The following is a 25,835-nucleotide window of genomic DNA, read 5'->3' on the forward strand; positions in this document are numbered from 1 at the left end:
AATCGGGGGCTCGGACCCCATTTTACTCAGTGCAGAACCTGGGACACCTGGTTGATTTCCTGCACCGCGTCCTGTGTGCCGGGGCTGGCATGGTGCACCACCAGCCGCCACCCCTGGGGTGTCAGGTGGTAGACGTTGGTGGCCAGCACAAAGGCGTGGGCCGGGCCTTCGCTGGTCATCACCTCGATACGCTCCAGTACATTGTGCACTGCACTGGCCATGGATGCGATACGCCGAATGGATTCGGCCTGGACCTGGATCGAACCCTCATGGCCAAAAATGGCGTCAAAAGCCGCGCGGATCGCCAACGCGCCCACAACACGCGGCCCTCCGGGGTGTATGCACACGATATCGTCTTCGTCAGCCCAGCAGACCATCAGCTTTTCGATGTCCGCCGATTGCAGCGCTTCGTAAAACGCAGCCTCCACCTGGTCGGGAGTGACGCCAAAGGTGGCGGCTTGCTGGCGTGCTTTGGGCATGGGGCGGCTGGGGGGTTGTTCGTACCATTGTGACGCGTTTATCCACGCCACCAAAAACAAAACCGCCCGAAGGCGGTTTTGTGCGCTAGTGCAAAGCGTTTACTTTTTGAGACGGTACTTGCGCAGGGCAGCAATTTCTGCCGCAATGACGTACATCTCCGATTGGGCCTTGGCCACATCGAATTCCGTTTTGGCGTTCTTGAGTGCTTCTTCAGCAGCCGCTTTGGCCGCATTGGCCTTCTCTTCATCCAGGTCTTTACCCCGGATAGCCGTGTCTGACAGTACCGTGATGCGGTTGGGTTGCACTTCCAAAATGCCACCGGCGACGAAGACAAACTCTTCGCTGCCGTCAGCCTTCTCGATGCGCACCGAGCCAGCCTTGATGCGGGTGATCAGGGGGGTGTGGCGGGGATAGATGCCGAGTTCGCCAGCCTCACCGGGCAAAGCCACAAACTTGGCTTCACCGGAGTAGATGGATTCTTCAGCACTGACCACGTCAACATGGATGGTGTTCATGGCTTAGACCTTTTTGGCCTTCTCGATGGCTTCGTCGATGGTACCGACCATGTAGAACGCCTGTTCTGGCATGTGGTCGCATTCGCCGTTGACGATCATCTTGAAGCCGCGGATGGTTTCCGACAGCGGAACGTACTTGCCGGGGGAACCGGTAAACACTTCAGCCACGTGGAAAGGCTGGCTCAGGAAACGCTGGATCTTGCGGGCACGTGCCACAGCCAGTTTGTCTTCTGGAGCCAAGTCATCCATACCCATGATGGCGATGATGTCGCGCAGTTCGCGGTAGCGCTGCAGTGTGCCCTGCACAGCGCGGGCTGTGTTGTAGTGCTCTTCACCGACCACGTTGGGGGACAGCTGGCGGCTGGTGGAATCCAGTGGATCGACCGCAGGGTAGATACCCAGCGATGCGATGTCACGGGACAACACGACGGTGGAGTCCAAGTGGGCGAAAGTCGTAGCAGGCGATGGATCGGTCAAGTCATCCGCTGGCACGTAAACGGCCTGGATGGAAGTGATGGAACCCACCTTGGTCGATGTAATACGCTCTTGCAGACGGCCCATTTCTTCGGCCAGTGTAGGCTGGTAACCCACGGCGGAAGGCATACGACCCAACAGCGCGGACACTTCGGTTCCGGCCAGTGTGTAGCGGTAGATGTTGTCCACGAAGAACAGAACATCCTTGCCTTCGTCTCGGAAGGATTCGGCGATGGTCAGACCCGTCAAGGCCACGCGCAAACGGTTGCCTGGGGGCTCATTCATCTGACCGTAAACCATGGCGACTTTGGAGTCTTCCAGCTTTTCCAGGTTCACAACGCCGGAGTCTGCCATCTCGTGGTAGAAGTCATTGCCCTCACGGGTACGCTCACCCACACCGGCAAACACGGACAAACCGCTGTGTGCCTTGGCGATGTTGTTGATCAACTCCATCATGTTCACGGTCTTGCCCACGCCGGCGCCGCCGAACAGGCCAACCTTGCCGCCCTTGGCGAACGGGCAAACCAGGTCAATCACCTTGATGCCGGTTTCCAGCAGTTCTTGCGATGGGCTCAGTTCGTCGTATGCGGGAGCCTTGCGGTGAATCGACATGGTCAATTCAGAGCTGACGGGACCGCGCTCGTCGATAGGCGAACCCAGCACGTCCATGATGCGACCCAGTGTGGCCTTGCCCACGGGGACTTGAATGGAGTCAGCGGTGTTCTTGACGATCATGCCGCGGCGCAGGCCGTCGGAAGAGCCCAAGGCAATGGTACGCACAATGCCGTCACCCAATTGCTGTTGAACTTCCAGCGTCAGTGCCGAACCGTCCATCTTGAGCGCGTCATAGATCTTTGGCATCTGGTTGCGTGGAAATTCCACGTCGACCACGGCGCCAATACACTGAACAATTTTCCCTTGAACGCCTGCGTTCACATTTGCTTGAGCCATTACGTTTGCTCCAAAAATAAATTCGATTAAACCGCCGCTGCGCCTGCCACAATTTCCGAAAGTTCTTTCGTAATTGCCGCTTGCCGCGTTTTGTTGTAGACCAATTTCAGCTCGGCGATCACGTTGCCGGCGTTGTCGGTAGCAGCCTTCATGGCCACCATGCGCGCTGCGTGTTCCGACGCCATGTTCTCAGCAACAGACTGGAACACGATGGCTTCGGCGTAGCGCACCAACAACTCGTCGATGACCGTCTGGGCATCGGGTTCGTAGATGTAATCCCAGCTGGTTTCCCCGCCACTGTCTTTGGACTCTTCGGCCATCTTCTCGGCAGATAAAGGCAGCAGTTGTTCCAGAACAGGCTCCTGCTTCATGGTGCTGACAAACTTGTTGTAGCACACGTAGACCGCGCTGACCTCACCCTTGACATAGGCGTCGAGCAGAACCTTGACCGGCCCGATGAGCTTGTCCAGGTGCGGCTTGTCGCCCAGGTGGGTAATGTGCGAAACCACTTTGGCGCCGACGCGGCCCAAAAAGCCCAAACCCTTGCTGCCGATCGCCACAGTCAGCGGCGATTTGCCGGCCGACTGGGATTCGCGCAACTTCAGGGTCACCGCACGGAACAGATTGGTGTTCAAACCGCCGCACAAGCCCTTGTCCGTGGTCACCACAATGTAGCCCACCGACTTGCCGTCGTTGGTCTTCATGAATGGATGCACGTACTCTGGGTTGGCTTTCCCCAGGTTGCTGGCGATGTTGCGAACCTTGTCGCTGTATGGACGGGCGGCGCGCATGCGCTCTTGCGCCTTGCGCATCTTGGACACGGAAATCATTTCCATGGCCTTGGTGATCTTCTTGGTGTTTTCCACCGATTTGATCTTGGTGCGTAATTCCTTGCCTGATGCCATAAGTGCCCCTTTTGCGTTGATTCGTTAAAGACCCGTTACAGAGTCCGAATCAGGCAAACGTCTTCTTGAAGGCAGCCGTAGCGGCAGACAGTTCGGCTTCAGCCTCTTTGTCCAGCGCCTTGGTGGCTTCCAGCTTGGCCAACAGAGCAGCGTGCTTGTCTTTCAGGTAGGCGTGCAGACCGTGTTCGAAGGCCAGAACCTTGTTCACGGGCAGATCGTCCATGAAGCCCTTGTTCACCGAGAACAGCGTAGCACCCATCAGGCTGATGGGCAGGGGGCTGTACTGGGCTTGCTTCAGCAACTCGGTCACGCGGGCACCGCGGTCCAGCTGCTTGCGGGTGGCTTCGTCCAAGTCAGACGCGAACTGCGCGAACGCGGCCAATTCACGGTACTGTGCCAAGTCGGTACGGATACCGCCGGACTGGCCCTTGATGATCTTGGTCTGTGCGGCGCTACCGACGCGGGACACCGAGATACCGGCGTTGATCGCGGGGCGGATACCGGCGTTGAACAACGAGGTTTCCAAGAAGATCTGGCCGTCGGTAATCGAAATCACGTTGGTTGGCACGAAGGCCGACACGTCACCTGCTTGGGTTTCGATGATAGGCAGAGCGGTCAAAGAACCGGTCTTGCCCTTCACGGCGCCCTTGGTGAAGTCTTCAACGTATTTTTCGTTGACGCGTGCGGCGCGCTCCAGCAGACGGCTGTGGAGATAGAACACGTCGCCGGGGTAGGCTTCGCGGCCTGGTGGGCGGCGCAGCAGCAGGGACACTTGGCGGTATGCAACAGCTTGTTTGGACAAGTCGTCATACACGATCAGCGCGTCTTCACCGCGGTCGCGGAAGTACTCGCCCATGGTGCAACCGGAGTAAGCCGACACGTACTGCATGGCAGCCGATTCGGAAGCGGTTGCAGCCACGACGATGGTGTATTCCATCGCGCCGGCTTGTTCCAGCGAACGCACCACGTTCTTGATCGACGAGGCCTTTTGGCCAATCGCGACGTAAACGCAGGTCATGTTCTGACCCTTTTGGTTGATGATGGCGTCAATCGCAACAGCCGTTTTACCGGTCTGGCGGTCACCAATGATCAGTTCGCGCTGGCCACGGCCCACGGGCACCATGGAGTCAATGGACTTCAGACCCGTTTGCATGGGCTGGTCCACCGATTTACGGGCGATAACACCAGGCGCAACCTTTTCGATCACGTCTGTCATCTTGGCGTTGATGGGACCCTTGCCGTCGATAGGCTGACCCAGCGCATTGACCACGCGGCCTTTGAGCTCGGGACCGACTGGAACTTCCAGAATACGGCCTGTGCACTTGACGATATCGCCTTCGGAGATGTGCTCGTATTCACCCAAGATCACGGAACCGACCGAGTCGCGCTCCAGATTCAGGGCCAGACCGTAGGTGGGCATACCATCGCTACCGGCCGGGAATTCAAGCATTTCGCCCTGCATCACATCGGACAAACCGTGGATGCGGCAAATGCCGTCCGTCACGGAAACCACGGTGCCCTGGTTGCGAATATCGCTAGTCGCGGCCAAGCCTTCGATGCGGCTCTTGATCAGTTCAGAAATTTCTGCTGGATTGAGTTGCATGACTCTTTCCTTCTTTCGTTAAATTGTGGCCTTCTACCAGGGCTTGCGCCTCAAGCAGTAAGAGCTACTTTCATTTGTTCCAAACGGGCTTTGACGGAAGTGTCGAGCACCTCGTCGCCGACCACCACACGAATGCCACCGATCAGCTCGGGCTGCAGCACAACACTGGTGTTGAGTTTGCGGCCAAAACGTTTCTCCAGCATCGCGCTCACCTCAGCCAGTGCGCTCCCATCAATTGGGAAGGCGCTGTAGACCACCGCATCGGATGAGCCACTCTGTGCGTTCTTGAGCACGCGAAACTGGTGGGCGATTTCCGGCAAAGCACCCAGGCGTCCGTTTTCAATCACGGTGCGCAAGAAGTTCTTGGCCTGTTCCGGCAATGCCGTCTTGGCGACCGAAGCGATCAGGTCAAAAACCTGATCCACGCTGACTTTGGGACTATCGGCAAACTGCAGCAACTGCGCGTTTTGCGCAATCACACCCAGTTCGTCGACCCATGCAGCGGCCGTGGACAGGTCTGACGCAGAAGCCTTGAACAGCGCTTCGGCGTACGGCCGGGCAATAGTGGCAAGTTCAGCCATGGTCGTGACCTCTTACAGCTCAGTCTTCAGACGACCCAGCAGGTCGGCATGAACACCAGCATTGACTTCCTTGCGGAGAATCTGCTCAGCGCCCTTGACCGCCAGTGCGGCGACCTGCTCGCGCAGCGCCTCACGTGCCTTGATCGTCTGTTGATCTGCTTCCGCTTTGGCGGCGGCGATGATCTTGTTCGCTTCATCGGTGGCTTTGGCCTTGGCCTCTTCCACGATGGCCTGGCCACGGCGTTCGGCATCTGCCAAACGGGCTGCGGTTTCGGTACGCGACTTGGTCAGTTCTTCTTCGACACGCTTGTTGGCAGACGACAGTTCGGATTTGGCCTTGTCAGCCGCAGCCAGTCCGTCGGCAATCTTGCCGGCACGTTCGTCCAGTGCAGCCGCTATGGGCGGCCACACGAACTTCATCGTGAACAACACAAGCAATGCGAAGACGATGGCTTGCGCCACCAGTGTTCCATTAATGTTCACAGTAAGTCTCCTAGTGCGAGGTTTGCAGCCAGGAATTACTTAGCAGCTGCAGAGGCGATAACGCGGGCGATTTGAGCAATGAACGGGTTGGCAGTTGCGAACCACAGGGCAATACCGGTACCGATAATGAAAGCCGCGTCAATCAGACCAGCCAACACGAACATCTTGGTCTGCAGTTCACCCATCAGTTCTGGCTGGCGAGCAGCTGCTTCGAGGTACTTGCTACCCATGATGCCGATACCGATACAAGCACCCAAAGCGCCCAAACCGATGATCAGACCAGCAGCCAGAGCAGCAAAACTAATAACTTCCATGATTCACTCCTAAATAAACAAAGAAAAAAAACAAACTAAACCAGAAACAAACTCAGAAAAATCAATGTGCGTCGTGTGCCTGGCCGATGTAGACCAGGGTCAACATCATGAACACGAACGCCTGCAGCAAGATGATGATCAAGTGGAATGCCGCCCAGAACCAGCCGGCCGCCACATGCAACAACATCAGCGCAATGCTGCCGCCCGGGGCTTCCGAGAAAGCCCACGAACCACCCATCAGGGCGATCAGCATGAATATCAGCTCGCCGGCATACATGTTGCCAAACAGTCGCATGCCGTGGGACACGGTTTTGGCGGTGAACGAAATCAACTGCTCAGCGAGATTCACAACCGCCAGGATGACCGCGAAGATCGGGTTCTTGCTGGTGCCGAATGGAGCCGTCACCAACTCATGCGCCCAGCCACCCAGACCCTTGATCTTCATGTTGTAGAACAGGCAAATCAACAAGACAGATACCGACAGACCCATGGTGACCGACAGATCGGCACTAGGGACGACGCGCAAATAGGCGTGGTGCGGATCGTGACCCGCAGCGCCATAGGCCCAAGACCAGATCGCAGGCAACAGGTCCAATGGCAACAAGTCCATCGCGTTCAACAGGAAAATCCACACAAACACAGTCAGCGCCAGCGGAGCGACCAGCTTGCGGCTGTTGGCGTTGTGAACGATGGACTTAGCCTGGCCGTCCACCATTTCGTACAGGAACTCGACAGCAGCCTGGAAACGGCCCGGCACGCCGGATGTTGCCTTGCGGGCGGCCTTCCACAGAAAGAAGGAGCCCAACAAGCCCAAGGTGATCGAGAAAAACAGGGAATCGAGGTTGAAGACGGAGAAATCAACGATTTCCGTCTGCGGCTTGTTTTGCCAATGCGTCAGGTGGTGAACAATGTATTCACTCGACGTGGGTGCTGCGTGCGCTACTTCGGACATATTCAACTCTTTTAAGCTCTTAAATCTGTTTAGGCTTGGGGCGCTTCAACAGCGCCAACCAATACATCTTCAAAGTCACAAACAGGCCGGCCAACATGGCCAACCAGCTCAAATCTGCAATCAGCTTGGGCGCCAAGGCAAGCATTGCCAAAGCCACCACCAACTTGACCGCTTCCCACAAAAAGAAGCCAAAACTTGCCGTACCCGCATTGATGGACGAAAACCGGCTCATCAGGCCCCGGGCAAACAGCGCCGCCGGGATTATCACCGCAAGCGCACCGTATGCTGCCGACAAACCGGTAGACACGTTGCCCGAGACACCCCAGGCAATCAAAGCAACCACCAGACCCGCCACACACTGCAAACCCACGATCCACCAGGGCGATACCGCCGGATCTCGCAACCGAAGGGCTTGCGCTTCTTGCGTGGTCAGCGACTTGAAGTCCGGCTCGTCTGCCCCATATTCATCCCAGCCGTGTGAAAGCGCCATCGTCGACATCTCGAGTTATAGACAGTTAACACAGCCAGTTAACAAGCGGTTACATGCACCAATTGCGGCAAAGCCCCTGATTATACGTAGAAACCCGCAACGGGCCAGAAATTTTCACCTACCTGGTGCGTTTACGTACGTTCACGTACCGACCCAAACCGGCCGCTGTCTTACAGGGCGATAATTTGAACATGCACTCGTTACCCCATTTGCCCTGTTATCTGAACGGTGAATTCACGCTGTTGCCGGACGCCAAAATCAGTGTCATGGACCGGGGTTTCATCTTTGGCGACGGGGTCTACGAAGTGGTACCGGTCTATGGCGGTCAGCCCTTTCGCTTCGCCCAGCACATGGCCCGGCTGGCCCGCAACCTGACGGAACTGCGGCTGCCCCACCCGCTGACGGATACGCAGTGGCAACGTGTTGTATCAAATTTGATAGCACGCTACGCTGAATCCGTGGGGGCTGGCGTCGAAAATACCGACCAACTGGTGTACATCCAGATCACCCGCGGCGTGGCCCTGCGCGACCACGCCATGCTGGCCGACATGCAGCCCACCGTGTTTGCGATGAGCAACTGCATGGTCCAGCCAACGGACGAACAACGCGCTGCGGGCGTAGCCTGTGTGACCGCCGACGACTTCCGCTGGCAGAAAGCCCACATCAAAAGCACCAGCCTGCTGGGTTCAGTTTTCGCTCGCCAGATCAGTATTGACGCCGACGCGATGGAGACCGTCATGTTCAGGGACAGTTACCTCAGCGAGGCCGCTTCCAGCAACGTCTGGGTGGTCAAAAGCGGCACCGTTTTGGGGCCTCCGCGCGACAACCTGGTGTTGGAAGGCATCCGCTACGGCCTGATCGAGTCCATCTGCCAAGAACAGGGCATCCCCTTTGAACTGCGCCGCATCCACCGCGACGAGGTATTGGCGGCCGACGAACTGCTGCTGTCCAGCGCAACCAAAGAGGTGCTGCCCATAACCACGCTGGATGGCCAAGCCGTTGGCAGCGCCCGGCCCGGCCCGGTTTACCACGCGCTGTACGCTGGCTACCAGGCGGCCAAGCAAAGGCACCCCCACGGAAACACGAACCTATGACCTCTTCCAGCCCCCCATCCTCCGACGACAACACACCCCCCGACGCTGCGCCCGCGCCGCGCCAGGAATCGCTGATCGACTACCCTTCGCTGTTCCCCATCAAGGTCATGGGGATCAAGGTGGATGGCCTGGTCCACGCCATCACCCACATCGCCCACCAGTTCGACCCGGCCTTTGACGCCAGCACGATTGAATTGCGCGAGAGCAAGGGTGGCAAATACATTGGCGTGACCATTACCGTGATGGCCACCAGTCGCGAACAGCTGGACGAGCTGTACCGCACGCTGTCCACGCACCCGATGGTCAAAGTGGTGTTGTGACGCTTGCTGCTCTTAAATTGCGCGTTATTTGCTTTTATAAAAACCGGCGCATCGTTTCTTGTGAAAATAATTTGACATTTATTTTCATACAAATATCATCGTGGGCGTCTTATAGAAATCCCCATGACTGAATCACAGCAGCGCGCCGGTCGCTACATCCAGCAAACCACAGGTTACAAGGCGTTCATTCCAGAAGCCTTGCCTCCAGTCCCAGAGATTGAATTCGATGGCGAACTGCGTACGCTACTGTCCCAGGCCGACCGCGACGTCGCCCGTCTGGACGCTATCGCTGCACTGCTTCCGAATCCAGACCTCTTCGTCGCCATGTACGTACGCCACGAGGCCGTGCTGTCGTCACAAATAGAGGGTACGCAAAGCACGCTGGAAGATGTGCTCGCCTTTGAAGCCCAGGGCACGAGTAACGACTCCCCCAAGGACGTGGAAGAAGTCATCAACTACGTGCGCGCCATGAACCACGGGCTGCGTCGCTTGGGCGAGCTGCCGCTCAGCCTGCGCCTGCTGCGCGAGATCCACGGCGAGCTCATGCACAACGTGCGCGGCGGAGAAAAAACGCCCGGCGAATTCCGCACCTCCCAAAACTGGATTGGCCCGGCGGGCAGTTCACTGTCAAATGCATCCTTTGTGCCGCCTCCGCCTCACGAGTTAGTGAACGCACTCGGCGCCTTGGAAAAGTTTTTGCACGAAGGCAAATCCACCGTGCCCGTGCTGATCCGCTGCGGCCTGGCCCATGCGCAGTTTGAAACCATTCACCCCTTTCTGGACGGCAATGGCCGCGTCGGGCGCCTGCTCATAACACTCATCTTGTGCGAAGAGCAGGCCTTGTCGCGTCCGCTGTTGTACCTGTCGGTGTTTCTCAAGGCACACCGGCTTGAGTATTACGACCGGCTCACCGCCATCCGCAACCACGGCCACTGGGAACAGTGGCTCAAGTTCTTTCTGCGTGGCGTGAGCCAGACTGCCCGCACCGCCACCCGTACCGCAACAGAAATAGTCAACATGCGCGAAACCCACCGCAGCGCATTGATGAAAAGCCCCAAGGCGCTCAAGCTGCTCGACAGCCTGTTTCAACAGCCGCTGGTGTCGCCCAACCGCATTGCAGAGATTGTGGGTTGCACCCACCCCACAGCCGTCAAACTGGCACGCGACCTGGAAGCGCGCGGCTGGCTGCGTGAAGTTACCGGCTTTGAACGCAACCGCTTGTACCGCTACCAGCCCTATATGGAACTCTTCCACCGCGAGACAGTGGAAGCTACCTTTGCAGCCCAGCAGGGCTGACCCCAACTTTTCGCGACCTAATAACCCATGCCCACCCTAGACTGGCTCAACCGCGCAAGCGCCTTCACCACCGCTGCACGCGTGCCCTACCGGCTGTTAGAGCAGGTGTCGGTTCACGCCTCTACTACTCGGGTGGAGCCCGTAGAAACTCTGCCACCTGCACAAGCCGATTTGTTGACCACTCGCCCAGAGCCCATCGACGGAGTTGTGGCTTCGACAAGCCCAGCCCACACGGGGACCGCTGACAACCTGCTGATCCACGGCGACAACCTTGAAGCGCTCAAAGCGTTGCTACCGTTCTACCGGGGCCAAGTGAAATGCATCTTCATCGACCCGCCCTACAACACCAAGAGTGCGTTTGAGCATTACGACGACAACCTAGAGCACGCGCAGTGGCTCAGCATGATGCTGCCGCGCCTGCAGCTGTTGCGCGAATTGCTGCGGGAGGACGGAAGCATCTGGGTGACGATTGATGACAACGAGGGGCATTACCTCAAGGTGCTGATGGATGAGGTGTTTGGCCGAGGGAATTTTGTGGCTAACGTGGTTTGGCAAAAGGTCTACTCCGTCAAAGGTTCGGCCCAACACTTATCGGACATGCACGACCACATTCACGTTTTCGCAAAGTCGAAAGCGCATTGGGTCGCACACCGCATACCTCGATCAGACAAGAGTGCAGCCCTATTTCGTAATATCGACAACGATCCACGAGGGCCTTGGCGCGCCGGTCCTTTGGCGGCCCGAAACCATTACAGCCTGGGAACTTACTCCATAACCTGCCCGTCTGGGCGCGTCATCGCTGGCCCTCCGACAGGTTCGTACTGGCGGGTGTCACACGAAAAGCTGATGCAAATGCATGCCGAAGGCAGAATTTGGTGGGGGAAAGACGGGAACAACGTACCAGCCCCAAAGATATTCCTAGAGGAAGTCTCTGACGGAATCACGCCTGCTACGTTGTGGCGACATGAGGAGGTTGGTCACAACCAAGATGCAAAGCGCGAGTCGTTGGCATTATTTGGCGATACGGTTTTTGGAACACCAAAGCCAGAAACATTGATGCACCGCATCCTCCACATAGCCACCAACCCCGGCGACCTCGTCCTCGACAGCTTCCTGGGTTCCGGCACCACCGTAGCAGTCGCCCACAAGATGGGCCGCCGCTGGATTGGCATCGAGCTGGGCGAGCACGCCGCCACACACTGTGTGCCGCGCCTGCAAAAGGTCATAGACGGCGAACAAGGAGGAGTCAGCAAAGCGCTCAGCTGGACTGGCGGCGGCGGATTTCGTTTCGTGCGGCTCGGCGCAACGGTGTTTGACGAGAGCGGTCGCATTCACCCTGCGGTCCGCTTTGCCACGCTGGCCGCGTTTGTGTGGCAGCAGGAAACCGGCGCCGCTTTTGACCCGCAAGCGGCTGCACCTGGCACTCCCTACTTGGGTACCCACTCTGTTTTTGATAGCTGTTTGTGCACAGAAGGCGGGGGCCAGGAGGCTATTTTTCTTGTAAAGCGACCACAGTTTGCCTGCTACCTGCTGTTCAATGGCATTCTGGGCGACAAACGCCCGGCCAGCGGCAACGTGCTGACGCTGGCCGTGCTGGACGCCCTGCTGGCGCTGCACGCCACCACTGCCGAACCCAACGCCACCCTGCTGGTCTACGGCGAAGCCTGCCGCTTGGGTGAAGAGCGCTTGAAGCAAGCCCGGGTGACGTTCAAACACATTCCCTATGACGTGAGGGCACGGTGAGCACCATGCAAGATTACGCAACGCAACTGGATGCCTTCAGACGCATGCCAGCTGAAACGGAATGGTTGGAATTCAAGGAAGCCAAGAACAGCTTCGATACGGACACGTTTGGTCGATATGTCTCGGCCTTGTCCAATGAGGCAAACCTGCATGGGCGCGAATCGGGTTGGCTGATTTTTGGCGTGAAAGACAAGATTGACTCCAACAACGGCGAGCGACCGATAGTAGGTAGCTACTATGCAGCAACTATGGCCGACCTCAATGCGCTGAAGCATCAGGTCTATAGCCACACATCGCCCGCTGTCGGCTTGAATGACCCCATTGAAGTCGCCCACCCGGACTGTGCTCCAAGCTCCCGGGTTTTGATGTGGCGCATCCCCGCCGCCGCTCCCGGTATGCCAATGGCTTGGAAGGATCATTATTACGGCCGTTCAGGAGAGTCCTTGGGCGGACTGCCACTCAACAAACTAGATTCCTTGCGTGCACAGTCTGTCCTGCATGACTGGTCTGCAGTGCTGGCAACCGACGACTGGAACTTGCTTGACCCGTTGGCGATTGAACACAGCCAGGCGCTCTACAAACGCCGCCACGCGACACACGCACAGGTTCTGTCAACGCTGCAGCATCAGTCGGTTTCCGACTGGCTGCACGGTTTGCGGCTGGCAAAAGATGGCAAGTTAACCCGCGCAGCCTTGGTGCTCATGGGCAAGCCCACTGCAGCGACCGCTTTGGGCGGCCCCACACCACGAACGACCTGGGTTTTGAATGACCACACCGGCACAATTCAAACCCACCAACACTTTGACTTGCCACTCGTGATGGCCATTGACCAGTTGGTCGCCAAGCTGCGCATCATTGAGGTGAGCTTGCTCCCGCCACGGCAAACCGCGCCCCTGAATCTGCCCAACTACGACGACTGGGTGATCCGCGAGGCCCTGCACAACTGCATCGCGCACCAGGACTATGCACAAGGTGGGCGAGTTCGCGTCACGGAGTCGCCGGACTCATTGACCTTCTTCAACCTGGGCCGCTTTTTGCCTGGCACGGTTGCGCGCGTACTGGGCAGCCGCCAGCCCGAGCAACGCTATCGCAATGCCTGTCTGGCAAACGCCATGGTGGAGCTGGATTTGATGGAGACGCTCAACAGCGGCTTGCCAAAAATGTTCCGGCTACAACGTGAACGGTTTTTCCCAATGCCAGATTTTGAGTTTGAGCAGGCTCCGGACTCGGTCAGCGTGCGTATCTATGGCAAGACACTGGATGAAAAGTATGTCCATGCACTCATGTCAGCGACGGCGCTGTCGCTGGAAGACGCCATTTTGTTAGACCGTGTACAGAAGAGCCAACCACTGATGCCCGAACAGGTGAAACGGTTGCGAGCCAAAAACCTCGTCGCAGGGCGGGGGGCAAAAATCTTCATCTCGGCGCAAGTAGCGGATGCGACTAACAGTCAGAACCAGTATGTGTTGAACAAAGCATTCGACGACGACTATTACAAGCGCATCTTAGTTAATCGCCTACAACTTGGGCCCACGTCAGGCGTCGAGTTGCGGCAGCTCGTTATAGACAAGTTGCCCGCTGTGCTGAATCCTCAGGAAAAAGAGACGAAGGTGAAAAACTTGCGGACAGCGTTGCGTTTGCGCGGGCTGGATGGTGTTTTCATTGAGGTGGTGCCCACTGGCCCCAGTCGAGGACCAAGCGCGGTGTGGCGCATCAAGCATTGAGAGTTGTTTAACTGTCCCCCCGAACCAATCGTTAACCCGTGTTTTAAACAACTTTGAAAAAAATATTCATTCAAATCAATGACTTACATTGTTTAAACATTGGGTCTTTCAAAACAATTTAAACAACTTCCACTCCCTATGTCCACCCTAACCCTCAAGTCTTACCAACAAGCCGCCCTGGATTGCCTGGCCACGTTTGCCCGTGCGGCCCAGCAAAAAGGCCCGGCCTTGGCGTTCGGTGAGCTAGTGGGTCGGCCCTACAACCCGGACCCGTTTGGCGAGGTGCCTTGCGTGTGCCTGCGCATTCCCACTGGCGGGGGCAAAACACTGATGGCTGCGCACGCGGTGCGGGTATTGGCACGGGAATGGCGCGCTACTGATGCGCCAGTCATGGTATGGCTGGTGCCTAGCGACACCATTCGCAGCCAAACGCTCAAGGCATTGCAAACCACCGGCCACCCCTACCGCGAAGCGCTAGAAGCCAGTTACGGCGCAGATGTACGGGTCTGCGTGCTGGAGGACTTGGCAAACATTGCGCCGACCGACTGGGGCCAGCGCGCCGTGGTGGTAGTGGCAACCATCCAAAGTTTTCGCATTGACGATACGGACAAGCGCAATGTGTACAGCTTCTCCGAGCGTTTTGAGCGACATTTCAAAGTGCGCGACGAACAGCAGTTGCGTGTGCTGCGCGATTTGCCCGATGCGGTAGTTACCGCAGAGGAGGCCGCCAGCGACACCAGCGGCGTGCTGGCAGGTTTTGTAGGCCAACCGCGCTGGAGCCTGGCAAATTGGCTGGCGCTGCACGAGCCGCTAGTGATTGTGGATGAAGCGCACAACACCAAAACCGACAAGAGCTTTACAGCACTCAGACGGCTGAACCCCAGCGCTATTCTGGAACTGACTGCCACCCCCATCTCCACCAAAACCAATGTGCTGTACCACGTGAGCGCGCAAGAGCTGGCGGCGGAAAGCATGATCAAGCTGCCCATCGCGCTGGCCGAGCATCCGCAAGGCTGGCAACAGGCGGTGTTTGCGGCGGTGCAGACACAACGTGCGCTGGAAGGCGAGGCCCTGAAAGATGAGTCCACGGGCCACGGCTACGTGCGCCCCATCGTGCTGTTCCAAGCACAAAACGAGAACGATGAAGTGCCGCCTGCGGCCCTGCGCAAGCACCTAGAAGACGAGCTGCACATTCCTGCTGACCACATCAAGGTTGCCACGGGCGACACCCGCGAACTGGAAGGGCTGGACCTGGCAGCACGCGACTGCCCGGTGCGCTTTGTGATTACCGTGCAGGCACTGCGTGAGGGCTGGGACTGCCCATTTGCCTACGTGTTGTGTTCGCTGCAAAAGCTGTCCAGCGCTACAGCGGTGGAGCAATTGCTGGGCCGGGTGCTGCGCATGCCGTATGCCAAGCCCCGTGGGCGTGCTGCGCTGAACCGCGCCTACGCCCATGTGTGCGAAGCCAAGTTCTCAACGGCGGCCCACGAATTGGCCGACCGGCTGATCAACAACATGGGGTTTGAGGCGCTGGATGTGGCGTCCATGGTGGTGCAGCAGTCTAGCCTGCCCCTGTTTGAGGGGTTTGAACAAAATACCCCTCTAGCCCCCGTCAACATTGCGCAAGTAACTACTAATTTTGTAGCTAGTTCATTGACTCCCGAGCTACAAACTGCGGCGGGCGTGACGGTGGCGCAGGTGGGCGGAGAGCAAACCTGGGTGGTGACCGGCCACATCAGCCCCGAAGTGGGGGCGCAGCTGGTGGCCCAGGTGCGCGGCGCCAGGAAGCAAGAACACGTGCAGGCCAAGGTAGCGCAACACAACGCGCTGGTAGCTGCCCAGTCGTCCCCCGCTTCGCGCGGCGAGCGCTTTGCCCCCATTCCCACGCTGGGCTACCGCAGCACCCCGCAGGGTCAGCTGTGGCCGCTGGAACGCGAAGCGGTGCTAGAGGCGGTGGAGCTGGATTTGCTCACGCCGGAGGCGATTAGCCTGCCCGGCTTTCAGGTGGTGGAGCAGTCGAACACGTTTGAGATTTACCTTAAAGACTCACACGTCAAGCTACGCGCGGCGGACGCCAATCAAATCGCGTTTGACTATGGCTCCACCACCATTACCGCGGAGGACCTGGTGCGCTGGCTGGACCAATCGCTGTTTCAAAAGCTGCCGGAACTGACGCAGTGGCAACGTACCTCGTACTTTGCGGCCGTGATCAACCACCTGATTCATGAGAAAGGCGTTTCGCTCGTCACCTTGGCGAAAACCCGTTTCCGCTTGGCGCAGGACATAGAAGGCCGGGTCGGCGACCTCAAAGACAAAGCCGCTAAATCGCACTTCCGCCAATTGGTGCTGGAGGAAGCGTGGGACATTGAACCTGATTGGTCGCGTCCGCTGGTATTTGAGGCCAACCGTTACCCGGTGCCCGCCGGGTCGCGCTACAGCGGGCGCTACCAGTTCAACAAGCACTTTTATCCCGTGCAAGCGGATTTAAAAGATGGCGGTGAGGAGTTCTTCTGTGCGCAGTTGCTGGATAACCATGCCAAGGTCAAGTACTGGGTGCGCAACCTGACCACCGCGCCCTGTGGCTTTGGGTTGGCCACGTCCAAAGGACACTTCTACCCGGACTTTGTGGCGGAGTTGCTGGACGGGCGCATTGCAGTGGTGGAATACAAGGGCGCGCACTTAGTAAGCGACCCGTATGAGATCGAAAAACGCCAGGTGGGTGAGCTATGGGCGCGCAAAAGCCAGGGGCGGTGCCTGTTTGGGCAAATTACCAAAGAGCGTGATGGCGTTGGCACGGCGGGCCAACTGGACGCCTTACTGGCATGACCATAGACATCCGCCACCTCGGCCGCGTGGACTACGAGCCCACCTATGTCGCCATGCAGGAGTTTACAAGCCAAAGAGGCTTGCAGCCCACGCCAGACGAGCGTGACCAGCTATGGATTTGTGAGCACCCTGCGGTCTTCACGCAGGGTCTTGCGGGCAAGGCGGAGCATATTTTCATGCCCGGCGACATCCCGGTGGTACAGACCAACCGCGGCGGACAGGTCACCTTCCACGGGCCGGGCCAGGTGGTGGCTTATCCGCTGATCGACCTCAAGCGGGCAGGCTACTTCGTCAAAGAGTATGTCTACCGGATTGAAGAAGCCGTGATCCGCACGCTGCTCTACTTCGGCGTGACCGGCCACCGCGTGGGCGGTGCGCCGGGGATTTACGTGCGGCTAGAAGATCCATTCGGCCACACACCACTGGGGCAACGTTCCAAGAAAGTTGAGCGCGCTGCGGATTTCGGCTCTGAGCCGAGCCAACCCGACTTCACCGGATTGGGCAAGATCGGCGCCCTGGGCATCAAGGTCAGCCGCAACTGCACCTACCACGGCGTGTCGCTGAACGTGGCGATGGACCTGGAACCCTTCTCTCGGATCAACCCCTGTGGGTATTCGGGCCTGCAAACGGTGGACCTTTCTACAATCGGGGTATCTGTCGGTTGGGCCGAGGCCGCCGACGTTCTGGGCCAAAAGCTCGCAACCTACCTGGCGCCCTGACGGCCACACTGCGCTGCGCAGCGCACAACAACCAAGACACATCCATGAGCACGACGATGACGCCCTCTTCCGCAGCCCCGCAGCCCGACACGGCCATCCTCCCTTCGGCCCCAGGTGGCAGCGGCCTGAACCACGTCAGCGCCAGCACTACCGTGCGCGAAGCCCAGTCACAGCAGGACTACGACCCCAGCGCCAAGCAAAAGGCGGCAGCCAAGCTGTCGCGCATCCCGGTCAAGGTGGTTCAAGGTGAAGTGCTGAAGAAGCCGGACTGGATCCGCGTACGTGCCGGCTCCCCCACCACGCGCTTCTACGAGATCAAAGACATCCTGCGCCAGAACAAGTTGGTCACCGTGTGCGAAGAAGCCAGCTGCCCCAATATTGGCGAATGCTTTGGCAAGGGCACGGCCACCTTCATGATCATGGGCGACAAGTGCACGCGCCGCTGCCCGTTCTGCGACGTCGGCCATGGCCGCCCGGACCCGCTGGATGTCAACGAGCCCGAAAACCTGGCCAAGACCGTGGCCGCGCTCAAGCTCAAATACGTGGTCATCACCAGCGTGGACCGCGACGACTTGCGCGACGGCGGTGCCCAGCATTTCGCCGATTGCATCAACCGCATCCGCGAACTGTCTCCCACTACCCAGATCGAGGTGCTGGTGCCCGACTTCCGTGGCCGCGACGACCGCGCGCTGAACATCCTGAACGCCGCGCCACCGGATGTCATGAACCACAACCTGGAAACCGCGCCCCGCCTGTACAAGGAAGCGCGCCCCGGATCGGATTACCAGTTCAGCCTGAACCTGCTGAAGAAATTCAAGGCCCTGCACCCCGGCGTGCCCACCAAGAGCGGCATCATGGTCGGCCTGGGCGAGACCGATGAAGAGGTGCTGCAGGTCATGCAGGACATGCGCGACCACGACATCGACATGCTGACCATCGGCCAATACCTGGCGCCCAGCACATCCCACCTGACCGTCAAGCGATACGTGCACCCCGACACCTTCAAGATGTTCGAAGCCAAGGCCTATGAGATGGGCTTCAAGCACGCCGCCGTGGGCGCCATGGTGCGCAGCAGCTACCACGCGGACCAGCAGGCGCATGGGGCGCTGCAGACGCTGTGAATGATTAGAAGTTAATGAGAAACTTCAGAAGTTATTGAGATAAATTTAGTAGTTAGTGAGACAGTTGGATGAATTCGGCCCTGGGGATGGTTCACAGAACCGGGCCTCTCCGAATGAATCACCGCGAATAGCTGTCTTTCCGAAGGGCCCCACCCCGTGGCGCCTCGACTGGTTCGGTGATATTGCGTTTCCCGACAGATCCATTCGCCGCAAGCAACCGTCCGTATTCGTCCATCTGTCCCGTGTAATTGACTCGCGGTTTCGCGATGACCCGACAGTCCTGCTGTCCGCACATAGCACGGCGCCACCCAATTTTCAGAGGCGAGTTTGGGTTTCGGTTGGCACGCTCCCACTGCTGCGCGTTGGTGATGTCTGGCGTGACGGTCAGCTTGATATCAGGCCAGACTATGAGCTGGAAGAGTTCACCGATATCCATATCGATCAGAACACGACCACGCTGATCAAGGCTGGACTAAACCTGGACGAAGGCGGTTTCTTGCTTCCGTTGTCGGAACACCCTTGGCACATGCAGTGCACACAATCGTATTGCCTATTGGTGTATCTCCCGGATTCCCGCCGATTGATCATCCCGTGCATGGAGATGGTCAGGTTTTACTTCGGCTCGTCAAGCAATTTAATCACCAAACTTTTTCTTCCGCCACTTGCTCGTGACTCTCTGTATGAACGCGCCAAGCTGAACACAAAGACCGGCAGACTGATGCTCAGTCTCGCCGAGAAAATGTCTGGTGTCTCTGCCGCCGATATCGCACGGCTTCATTTGGAGCCGTCTGCTTGGCGGGCAGCTGCGCATGTTGGCGCGTCCATCCTGAAGGCGTCTGTGGCAAATCAGCCGATCTATGCACAAGCGCTTTTCCCGTTCGAAGGAAAGACCACTCTGACAGCTTCCGGAAAATGGCTGTCTTTTGCTGGTCAGCCGCAGGCTACGTTCCTCGTCTACAACTTGCGATCCTGCGCGCACCCTTTCCCATTTAACTCGCTTCGTTACGAGGTAAAAGGCGACCGTCCGAAACCGCCTTCGCCGGAAACTCGGCCTAGTTGCAATAATGTCGGGCAAAAATGGGCGTCCCCGAAGGATGCCGAAGATCAATCAATCGTCGAGCACGACCCTTCCAGCAATCTGGCACCGCGAACACGCTCTTTTCATATCGAACCACGGTTCCCAGATCTGGTCCCGAAGTCGATCTGGAAAAACAGAGCTATCTCCCAGCAAAATCAGGCCCCAAGGAGCAAAAGCAACGCAAGGCCATCCGAGAACGCGGCAGTTGGCGAACCCGGGTCCGAACAACGGGCCCGGCCTCTGGATCTCGCGCTTTTGGCGACTCCCGAATTTTTGAGGTCACAACTGATCCCAGAGTTTCTGCGCGATACGGTGTCTCAGTTGCGTGTCCTTCAAGGTGTGAATGTTGAGTTGCTTACTGAAAGCGCTTATGACGGCTGGTCGGTTCCGGTTTCGATACTCACAGATGATGATGGTGAAATCGCAAGTGAGCTGTTTATCTTCGCTCCAAACGGAAACTCTCGTTTGCGACGGGCCAGCGTTCTTTCCTTTACTCGCGGCGGCCAGGTCGTTTGTGCAGTGGTTATTGAGTCTCAGCCCGTCCACATCGGGTTTTACAAAACAGCAGGACAGAATTCAGATGGAGTGTGGAGGACGTTGCAGTGCGCGGCGGCGGACTTCTTAGCGGACCCAGTCCCCGATACAAATACTCAAAGCTTCGTGGACACAATTTATGGGATGCTCGGATTGATTCATCATAAAAGCAACGATGGCATCACGCCAGATGGCCACTCACCACGCCCTAGGGAGAGCCATCCAGCAGCAGAATAACCTGTATCAAATAGTAACTCCTGATAAATTCAGGGGTGGTATTCCACACCAATTTAAAGGAGAGGCTTTTGTATCCAATTCAAGTTGAACTTGTCACAGTTCGCGAATCACGTATTGCTCAACTTTGTGACGAGTCGGAAGACAGTCAGCTCGAACCCAAATATTTGAATGGGGCCACCAAGCTAAAGCTAATCGAATTGCCAATCGACTTTCTCCTATATCGACTGGAAAACTACCGAACTGGGAACCGCCAAAAGACATTAGTTTCGAAAGATCCTTCGAAAGCCGGCCTCTTTGACCTTCGACACTCGGAAGATTTGGCAACCCAACGAGCGCAGCACGCATTACTGTTTGAGCTGGCAAAAGAAGGAAAAGGCGAGAGCACCACAGACATTTATAGCGAAATGGAACGCGTAGGGCGTCAAACCGAAGCGCTAATCATCACGGCCACGGGCATCGTCGTCAATGGGAATCGCCGCCTAAGCGCAATGCGCGAACTCCTTGATGAAAATCAGAATGCGCATCAATCGTTTCGTCACGTGCGTTGCGCGGTGCTACCACAGAGCGCAAGTCAAAAGGACATCCGTGATCTCGAATTCCGTTTGCAGATGCAACCTGACACGAAGCTCCCATATGACTGGACGGCCTTGGGTCGTGGCGTCCTCGATATGCGGGCCGACAATTACACCGAGGACACCATCGCGCAGATTATGAACCGCGATAAAAAGGAACTCGGTAGAGCAGTGGCGATGGTAAATGCGGCCGATCGTTTTCTCTCAGAATGGCTGGAGACGCCTAACAATTTTTCAGCACTTGACCAAACAGAACAAGCATTCGTTCAGATTGCCATTAAAAACAGACCTCGCGCCGACGATACACCGCTTCGTGAAGCAACCCTGGCTGCGGATTTCTTCTTGATAGAAAACAGAGAAAGGCTCGTTGACAGAGCCTATAACCACATCAACACCATTGAGGAAAATCCTGAGCAGGTGCTGCGTGAACTGGCCAGTGCTTTTGACATTGCTTTGTCTGAAATCGCACCAGCTTCGACTCAAGACGAGTTTGACTTCCCTGCCCCTCCAGGAGTTGTCCGCTTGGACTACGCCCCGATCGTGACGCATTTGAAAGGCCTTAGGGGGAACGAAGAGGCAAGTAAGGCAGCAGTTGAAAAGCTTACTGACATTTGTCTGAACGTGAGCCAACAGGTAAAAGGAAAGGACAAGGCCGCCATCACGGCGGTGCGTAACGCTTTGAAAATTCTAAACACTGTAGATCTATCAACGGCAGGCACCTCAACACATGGTGACTTGCTGAATGCCTTGTCCAACGTCACGCAGAAGGCGCAGCAATTATTTGCTCAGCTAGACGAGGTCGTTACAACGGTTCAGGCATGAGCGACGCAATCACCATCAAATACGTTGAGTTTGAATCGCGTGGCGATTTCAACCGAGGAGACGGTGTCTCCTCGGGGGCTTGGTCCCGCGCAACGGCGCTAGCGGAGCAGTTCGATTCTTCCATTCGATTTGGTGACGGTTCGTTTAGCATCGCGTGGCCCCATGCTCTCAACCTGATTCGCACGCTCAACGAAGTTCGGGCAACCCTGGGATTCTCTTTTGCCTCTGCCGATGAAGAAACAAAGCAACGCATATTTCGATTCAAACAAGAATTTACGGCCACTCGATCGGCCAGCGCCAGTTCGGTGCGCAGCGCCGACGAAATCAAAGATGCTTTGCGTTCATTGGGATGGGTGCGGGAACTTAAATCCAAGCAGATTGAAAATCTACAAGCACTCCTAGCATTGCCAAACGGCGCCAATTTCTCGGTTCCGGGTGCTGGTAAGACTACTGTTACATGGGCACTCCACTTGCTCCTGGCAAATCAATTCGATACGTTATTAGTTGTGTGCCCACCCAGCGCACGCTCCGCATGGGTTGATGTAATTGGAGACAATCTCGGCGCAACCGCCTCGCCCGTGACCACTGAGCCATTCCATCTACTAACAGATGGAGAATTAAATATCGCCGATAGCATCGCTGCGGGTCATCGTCGGCTTCTGATTGGTTATGAACAGATGGTACTTGTTCAGTCAACTATCGCAATGCTACTGAGTAAACGGCGCGTCCATCTTGTCCTTGATGAGTCTCATCGCATTAAGAACGAATCTTCACAACGAGGAATGATGGCATTGGGCCTTGGGCATCTGGCAGCACGCCGTGACATTCTGTCGGGAACTCCGATGCCTCAAAGTGTCGGAGATTTGGCGCAGCAAATGAACTTCCTATGGCCCGGTGCGGGGCTTGGTGGCCGACTCGAGCGTGGAGAGCGACCAAGAAATGTGGTCCAACATCTGTACGTTCGAACAACCAAGTCCGACCTTGATCTGCCTGATAGAAACTACATCCCCGAAGTTGTGCAGATGGCGCCCGCACATCGCGCGCTCTACGCTGTAATTCAGAACGAAACGCTCTCTCAAATTAGTCAACTTCGAACGGGGTCAGGAAAATTCAGTCTTGTTAGAGCCCGTCAATCGGTTATTCGACTAATGCAAGCAGCGGTCCACCCACCTCTTATCGCGGCTGTTTTTGATAACGTTCCAGAAGACCAAAAGCGTCTATACGCCGCTGCCATTGAAGAGGGTTACTCCTCCCGTATTCTGAAAGCAGTTGCTCTGGCAGAACGCAACGCCTCTATGGATCGGAAAACGCTAATTTGGACCACGTTCAAAGGGACACTAGCCGCATGCAAGTCGCTCCTTGCACCGTTGAATCCGGTTGAGATTCACGGAGAAATACCGAGCGGGTCAGTCAATCAGGCTGGAAGCCGGGAATTCAATATTCACCAGTTTTCGACCAATCCAAATTGCAAGGTTTTGCTAGCGACACCGGCTGCAGCATCGGAAGGGATCAGCCTCCACCTGGTCTGTCACGATGCAATCTATGTTGATCGCAGCTACAACGCGACCCACTACCTACAATCAATTGATCGCATTCATAGATTGGGCATGAGCAAGGATGCAATTACAAACATCACTGTGCTCACCAATTCGTTGCCAAGCGGTATTTCCTCCATTGATCACTCGATCCGCATGCGACTTGCGCAGAAAATTCGAAAAATGGAGGACTTACTGGACGACCCTGATCTCAATCAATTGGCCCTGGACGAGGAGAATGCAGCCCTTCCCATAGAGGCATCAATTGAATTTGCAGACTTGGAGGACTTGATTCTTCGAATTGAATCTGGCACGGGTGCCACTGCCAACGATTCGTACAGAGATCAGCTATTCGTGTGATCGCCTCATTACTTCGAGCGTCGGCAATATCAGGGGCATTAAAGCTACGTAATGTTATTTGCGCTCGCCCTGACTTGAGCCCCATCCAGGCCGCAACATTCCTTCTCCAAACCGATGTGGCCAGCGCTCGCCTTGATCTTGAAGGTGGCTGCCAAATATTGACGTTGGTGTCGCTAGATCCGGCCCTGACGCCAGCCGGTGTATTTAGGGAGTGTATTTCCGCGGTAGCGCGGTCGGCAGCACCTGGATGGCTTTCGACCTTGTCAAGCGGGCGGGTCTCACTCGGTGAGAGCGTAGATGAAAATACGTATCAATGCTTTCGGATTGCGGGCGCTTTTGATCCAGTGCCAAGTCAAGATGTGTTGCTCTGGCTTGATGAATTGGCGGCAATTCAGTTTTCCTTAGAAGATCGCTGCAACACGTTAGTCGGCAGAGAAGGAGAGTTGCTCACGCTTGAGTCCGAGACTAGACGGCTCAAGAGCTTATCAATCGCAAAAAGTCCAAGATGGGTGGCGTTGGACGACAACAGGGTTGGGTTTGATGTTGAGTCTTGGAACCTTGATAGGGAGGGCAATGAATTGCCAATCCTTATCGAGGTGAAAGCCTGCGCGGGGCGATCGAGCAGATTTTTCTTGACCCGCAATGAATGGGAAACTGCATGCCGGTATCCTGAGCAATTTCAATTGCACGTTTGGCGACTGGCGGATCGATCGAGGGTGATATTTACTTGCACGGAAATAGGTCTTCATATGCCCATTGATCAGGGTTCTGGCCGTTGGGAGTCGGTATTGGTACAGCTGAATCCAAAAGATTTCGCTCTAACGGAGTTTTCAGGGTAAAGAATTCCAGCTTAGTCGCGCACACTAAAGCGTTTGGATCTATCATCGCTGTATGGATTCACACATAGAAGAAACAGTCACTCCATTTGGCGTTGTCAAAGTCGACAGCAGACCCAAATTCGTCACGGCACTTAAAGACGAAAAGAATGCCGCGGTGCTATTTCACGGCGCATGCGAAAAGGTGCTTCCCTTACTCCCCAAAGAAAGCGTGCAACTAATTCTGAGTTCACCGCCTTATTGCATGGGCAAAGAATATGAGAACAGCCACGACTTGGATGCATTCGTCAGTTCGCATAAGGTAGTACTGCCGATGCTGATTGACGCACTCAGCAATGGCGGTTCACTTTGTTGGCAAGTTGGATTTCACGTAAGAAAAGGCATTGTCACGCCGCTCGATTTTCTCGTCTACGACCTGATTCGCGAGTTTCCTGAGATGCATCTTAGAAACCGAATTGTGTGGACCTTTGGCCACGGTCTTCATTGCAGCAATCGCTTCAGTGGTCGGCATGAGGTGGTACTTTGGTTTACCAAGGGCCCAACCTATGATTTCAACCTGGATGCGGTTCGAGTAGAGCAAAAATATCCAGGTAAGCGACACGCGAAAGGGGCCTTAAAGGGAGAACCGAGCGGCAACCCGCTTGGAAAAAACCCTGGCGATGTTTGGGACATCCCCAATGTCAAGGCCAATCACGTTGAAAAGACTGAGCACCCATGCCAATTCCCTGTTGGACTTGCCCATCGCTTAGTCCGAGCACTTTCGAAACCGGGCGATATCGTATTGGATCCGTTCGCTGGAGTTTCATCTACAGGGGTGGCTGCCCTGATGGAGAAACGCCGATTTGTCGGGGCCGAACCCGTTTCACAATACGTCACTCAGGGGTTGAAGCGTCTTAAGGGCGCAACAGATGGGTCTACCGCGTTTAGGCCGGCCGAGCAAGGAATTCACAAACCCCAACTTACGGACAAAGTGGCTCAACGCCCACCAGAGTTTGACCTTGCTATTTCACGTCAGACTGTCCCCCACTCCTCCAGGACCTTTGACGTAACTACCGCCACTAATTTTTCAGGGCGAGACTTGCCTACGGGATCTCGCGCCAATCGGAAAAATGTCGCACTGTCTCTACATACTGCTCAAGCCGAAAGTCCAGGTCTTTAAGCTTCGCCAGTCTTGGTTTTCTGTTTTTTCATACAGTAATTGCAACCCTACTTGAGTGTAGGCATTAGGGTTTCTCCCCAACACCGATCAGTTGAAAATGTTAAGCTTTAG

Annotated in this window: 23 protein-coding genes; 13 read left to right on the plus strand and 10 right to left on the minus strand. The window is 56.4% G+C overall.

The window, feature by feature from the left end:
• Nucleotides 1-26: 26 nt before the first annotated feature.
• The 10 genes from AC097P_RS02160 to AC097P_RS02205 form a co-directional block, all read right to left on the minus strand.
• A complete protein-coding gene (locus tag AC097P_RS02160; RefSeq protein WP_479608717.1) occupies nt 27-479 on the minus strand; it encodes a YybH family protein in 453 nt (150 codons plus the stop codon).
• A 99-nt stretch (nt 480-578) separates the two neighbouring features.
• Nucleotides 579-995, minus strand: a complete 417-nt coding sequence (locus AC097P_RS02165) for a F0F1 ATP synthase subunit epsilon (protein WP_479608718.1) — start codon at nt 993-995, stop codon at nt 579-581.
• 3 nt (nt 996-998) lie between these two features.
• Nucleotides 999-2,420, minus strand: coding sequence for a F0F1 ATP synthase subunit beta (atpD, locus tag AC097P_RS02170; RefSeq protein WP_479608719.1), 1,422 nt, complete (start codon nt 2,418-2,420; stop codon nt 999-1,001).
• Nucleotides 2,421-2,446: 26 nt separating this feature from the next.
• Complete coding sequence (atpG, locus tag AC097P_RS02175; protein WP_479608720.1) at nt 2,447-3,325, minus strand: F0F1 ATP synthase subunit gamma; 879 nt, start codon at nt 3,323-3,325, stop codon at nt 2,447-2,449.
• Nucleotides 3,326-3,374: 49 nt separating this feature from the next.
• Nucleotides 3,375-4,928, minus strand: a complete 1,554-nt coding sequence (atpA, locus tag AC097P_RS02180; protein WP_479608721.1) for a F0F1 ATP synthase subunit alpha — start codon at nt 4,926-4,928, stop codon at nt 3,375-3,377.
• A gap of 50 nt (nt 4,929-4,978) precedes the next feature.
• Nucleotides 4,979-5,509: a F0F1 ATP synthase subunit delta gene (locus AC097P_RS02185; protein WP_479608722.1), complete on the minus strand. Its 531-nt coding sequence runs from the start codon at nt 5,507-5,509 to the stop codon at nt 4,979-4,981.
• Nucleotides 5,510-5,521: 12 nt separating this feature from the next.
• Complete coding sequence (locus AC097P_RS02190) at nt 5,522-5,992, minus strand: F0F1 ATP synthase subunit B (protein WP_479608723.1); 471 nt, start codon at nt 5,990-5,992, stop codon at nt 5,522-5,524.
• 35 nt (nt 5,993-6,027) lie between these two features.
• Nucleotides 6,028-6,306: a F0F1 ATP synthase subunit C gene (gene atpE, locus AC097P_RS02195; protein WP_394786614.1), complete on the minus strand. Its 279-nt coding sequence runs from the start codon at nt 6,304-6,306 to the stop codon at nt 6,028-6,030.
• A gap of 61 nt (nt 6,307-6,367) precedes the next feature.
• Nucleotides 6,368-7,258 carry a F0F1 ATP synthase subunit A gene (gene atpB, locus AC097P_RS02200; RefSeq protein WP_479608724.1) on the minus strand — a complete coding sequence of 297 codons (891 nt, stop codon included), beginning with the start codon at nt 7,256-7,258 and terminating at the stop codon, nt 6,368-6,370.
• 19 nt (nt 7,259-7,277) lie between these two features.
• The gene (locus tag AC097P_RS02205; RefSeq protein WP_479608725.1) at nt 7,278-7,748 is read right to left on the minus strand and encodes an ATP synthase subunit I; all 471 of its coding nucleotides are present in this window, start codon (nt 7,746-7,748) and stop codon (nt 7,278-7,280) included.
• A 191-nt stretch (nt 7,749-7,939) separates the two neighbouring features.
• Here AC097P_RS02205 and AC097P_RS02210 point away from each other — a divergent pair, with 191 nt between their 5' ends.
• From AC097P_RS02210 to AC097P_RS02270, 13 genes are all read left to right on the plus strand, one after another.
• Nucleotides 7,940-8,842 carry an aminotransferase class IV gene (locus AC097P_RS02210; protein WP_479608726.1) on the plus strand — a complete coding sequence of 301 codons (903 nt, stop codon included), beginning with the start codon at nt 7,940-7,942 and terminating at the stop codon, nt 8,840-8,842.
• The gene (locus AC097P_RS02215) at nt 8,839-9,162 is read left to right on the plus strand and encodes a YbeD family protein (protein WP_479608727.1); all 324 of its coding nucleotides are present in this window, start codon (nt 8,839-8,841) and stop codon (nt 9,160-9,162) included. The genes AC097P_RS02210 and AC097P_RS02215 overlap by 4 nt, the downstream gene beginning before the upstream one ends.
• A 123-nt stretch (nt 9,163-9,285) precedes the next feature.
• Nucleotides 9,286-10,458, plus strand: coding sequence for a Fic family protein (locus tag AC097P_RS02220; protein WP_479608728.1), 1,173 nt, complete (start codon nt 9,286-9,288; stop codon nt 10,456-10,458).
• Nucleotides 10,459-10,485: 27 nt separating this feature from the next.
• Nucleotides 10,486-12,201 carry a site-specific DNA-methyltransferase gene (locus tag AC097P_RS02225; protein ID WP_479608729.1) on the plus strand — a complete coding sequence of 572 codons (1,716 nt, stop codon included), beginning with the start codon at nt 10,486-10,488 and terminating at the stop codon, nt 12,199-12,201.
• A 5-nt stretch (nt 12,202-12,206) separates the two neighbouring features.
• The gene (locus AC097P_RS02230; RefSeq protein ID WP_479608730.1) at nt 12,207-13,925 is read left to right on the plus strand and encodes an RNA-binding domain-containing protein; all 1,719 of its coding nucleotides are present in this window, start codon (nt 12,207-12,209) and stop codon (nt 13,923-13,925) included.
• 138 nt (nt 13,926-14,063) lie between these two features.
• A complete protein-coding gene (locus tag AC097P_RS02235; protein WP_479608731.1) occupies nt 14,064-16,751 on the plus strand; it encodes a DEAD/DEAH box helicase family protein in 2,688 nt (895 codons plus the stop codon).
• Entirely contained in the window at nt 16,748-17,470 is a 723-nt protein-coding gene (gene lipB / locus AC097P_RS02240; RefSeq protein WP_479608732.1) for a lipoyl(octanoyl) transferase LipB, read from the plus strand. The genes AC097P_RS02235 and lipB overlap by 4 nt, the downstream gene beginning before the upstream one ends.
• Before the next feature lie 44 nt (nt 17,471-17,514).
• Nucleotides 17,515-18,591, plus strand: a complete 1,077-nt coding sequence (gene lipA / locus AC097P_RS02245; RefSeq protein WP_479608733.1) for a lipoyl synthase — start codon at nt 17,515-17,517, stop codon at nt 18,589-18,591.
• A gap of 64 nt (nt 18,592-18,655) precedes the next feature.
• A complete protein-coding gene (locus AC097P_RS02250) occupies nt 18,656-20,440 on the plus strand; it encodes a hypothetical protein (RefSeq protein WP_479608734.1) in 1,785 nt (594 codons plus the stop codon).
• A 68-nt stretch (nt 20,441-20,508) separates the two neighbouring features.
• Complete coding sequence (locus tag AC097P_RS02255; RefSeq protein ID WP_479608735.1) at nt 20,509-21,834, plus strand: hypothetical protein; 1,326 nt, start codon at nt 20,509-20,511, stop codon at nt 21,832-21,834.
• Nucleotides 21,831-23,729 carry an SNF2-related protein gene (locus tag AC097P_RS02260; protein WP_479608736.1) on the plus strand — a complete coding sequence of 633 codons (1,899 nt, stop codon included), beginning with the start codon at nt 21,831-21,833 and terminating at the stop codon, nt 23,727-23,729. Before AC097P_RS02255 ends, AC097P_RS02260 begins: the two co-directional genes overlap by 4 nt.
• A gap of 74 nt (nt 23,730-23,803) precedes the next feature.
• Nucleotides 23,804-24,568 (plus strand): protein NO VEIN domain-containing protein, encoded by a 765-nt coding sequence (locus AC097P_RS02265; protein WP_479608737.1) that lies wholly within the window; start codon nt 23,804-23,806, stop codon nt 24,566-24,568.
• A 52-nt stretch (nt 24,569-24,620) separates the two neighbouring features.
• Complete coding sequence (locus AC097P_RS02270) at nt 24,621-25,724, plus strand: DNA-methyltransferase (RefSeq protein ID WP_479608738.1); 1,104 nt, start codon at nt 24,621-24,623, stop codon at nt 25,722-25,724.
• Nucleotides 25,725-25,835: the final 111 nt, after the last annotated feature.

The organism is Rhodoferax sp. ZS1R8 (assembly GCF_056521325.1).

Coding starts and splice junctions, on each gene's coding strand:
- atpA (WP_479608721.1), bottom strand. CDS start 4,928: ATGCAACTCAATCCAGCAGAAATTTCTGAACTGATCAAGAGCCGCATC.
- AC097P_RS02210 (WP_479608726.1), top strand. CDS start 7,940: ATGCACTCGTTACCCCATTTGCCCTGTTATCTGAACGGTGAATTCACG.
- AC097P_RS02230 (WP_479608730.1), top strand. CDS start 12,207: ATGCAAGATTACGCAACGCAACTGGATGCCTTCAGACGCATGCCAGCT.
- lipA (WP_479608733.1), top strand. CDS start 17,515: ATGAGCACGACGATGACGCCCTCTTCCGCAGCCCCGCAGCCCGACACG.
- AC097P_RS02185 (WP_479608722.1), bottom strand. CDS start 5,509: ATGGCTGAACTTGCCACTATTGCCCGGCCGTACGCCGAAGCGCTGTTC.
- AC097P_RS02225 (WP_479608729.1), top strand. CDS start 10,486: ATGCCCACCCTAGACTGGCTCAACCGCGCAAGCGCCTTCACCACCGCT.
- AC097P_RS02220 (WP_479608728.1), top strand. CDS start 9,286: ATGACTGAATCACAGCAGCGCGCCGGTCGCTACATCCAGCAAACCACA.
- AC097P_RS02205 (WP_479608725.1), bottom strand. CDS start 7,748: ATGGCGCTTTCACACGGCTGGGATGAATATGGGGCAGACGAGCCGGAC.
- AC097P_RS02160 (WP_479608717.1), bottom strand. CDS start 479: ATGCCCAAAGCACGCCAGCAAGCCGCCACCTTTGGCGTCACTCCCGAC.
- AC097P_RS02235 (WP_479608731.1), top strand. CDS start 14,064: ATGTCCACCCTAACCCTCAAGTCTTACCAACAAGCCGCCCTGGATTGC.
- AC097P_RS02260 (WP_479608736.1), top strand. CDS start 21,831: ATGAGCGACGCAATCACCATCAAATACGTTGAGTTTGAATCGCGTGGC.
- atpG (WP_479608720.1), bottom strand. CDS start 3,325: ATGGCATCAGGCAAGGAATTACGCACCAAGATCAAATCGGTGGAAAAC.
- lipB (WP_479608732.1), top strand. CDS start 16,748: ATGACCATAGACATCCGCCACCTCGGCCGCGTGGACTACGAGCCCACC.
- AC097P_RS02215 (WP_479608727.1), top strand. CDS start 8,839: ATGACCTCTTCCAGCCCCCCATCCTCCGACGACAACACACCCCCCGAC.
- atpB (WP_479608724.1), bottom strand. CDS start 7,258: ATGTCCGAAGTAGCGCACGCAGCACCCACGTCGAGTGAATACATTGTT.
- AC097P_RS02270 (WP_479608738.1), top strand. CDS start 24,621: ATGGATTCACACATAGAAGAAACAGTCACTCCATTTGGCGTTGTCAAA.
- atpE (WP_394786614.1), bottom strand. CDS start 6,306: ATGGAAGTTATTAGTTTTGCTGCTCTGGCTGCTGGTCTGATCATCGGT.
- AC097P_RS02165 (WP_479608718.1), bottom strand. CDS start 995: ATGAACACCATCCATGTTGACGTGGTCAGTGCTGAAGAATCCATCTAC.
- atpD (WP_479608719.1), bottom strand. CDS start 2,420: ATGGCTCAAGCAAATGTGAACGCAGGCGTTCAAGGGAAAATTGTTCAG.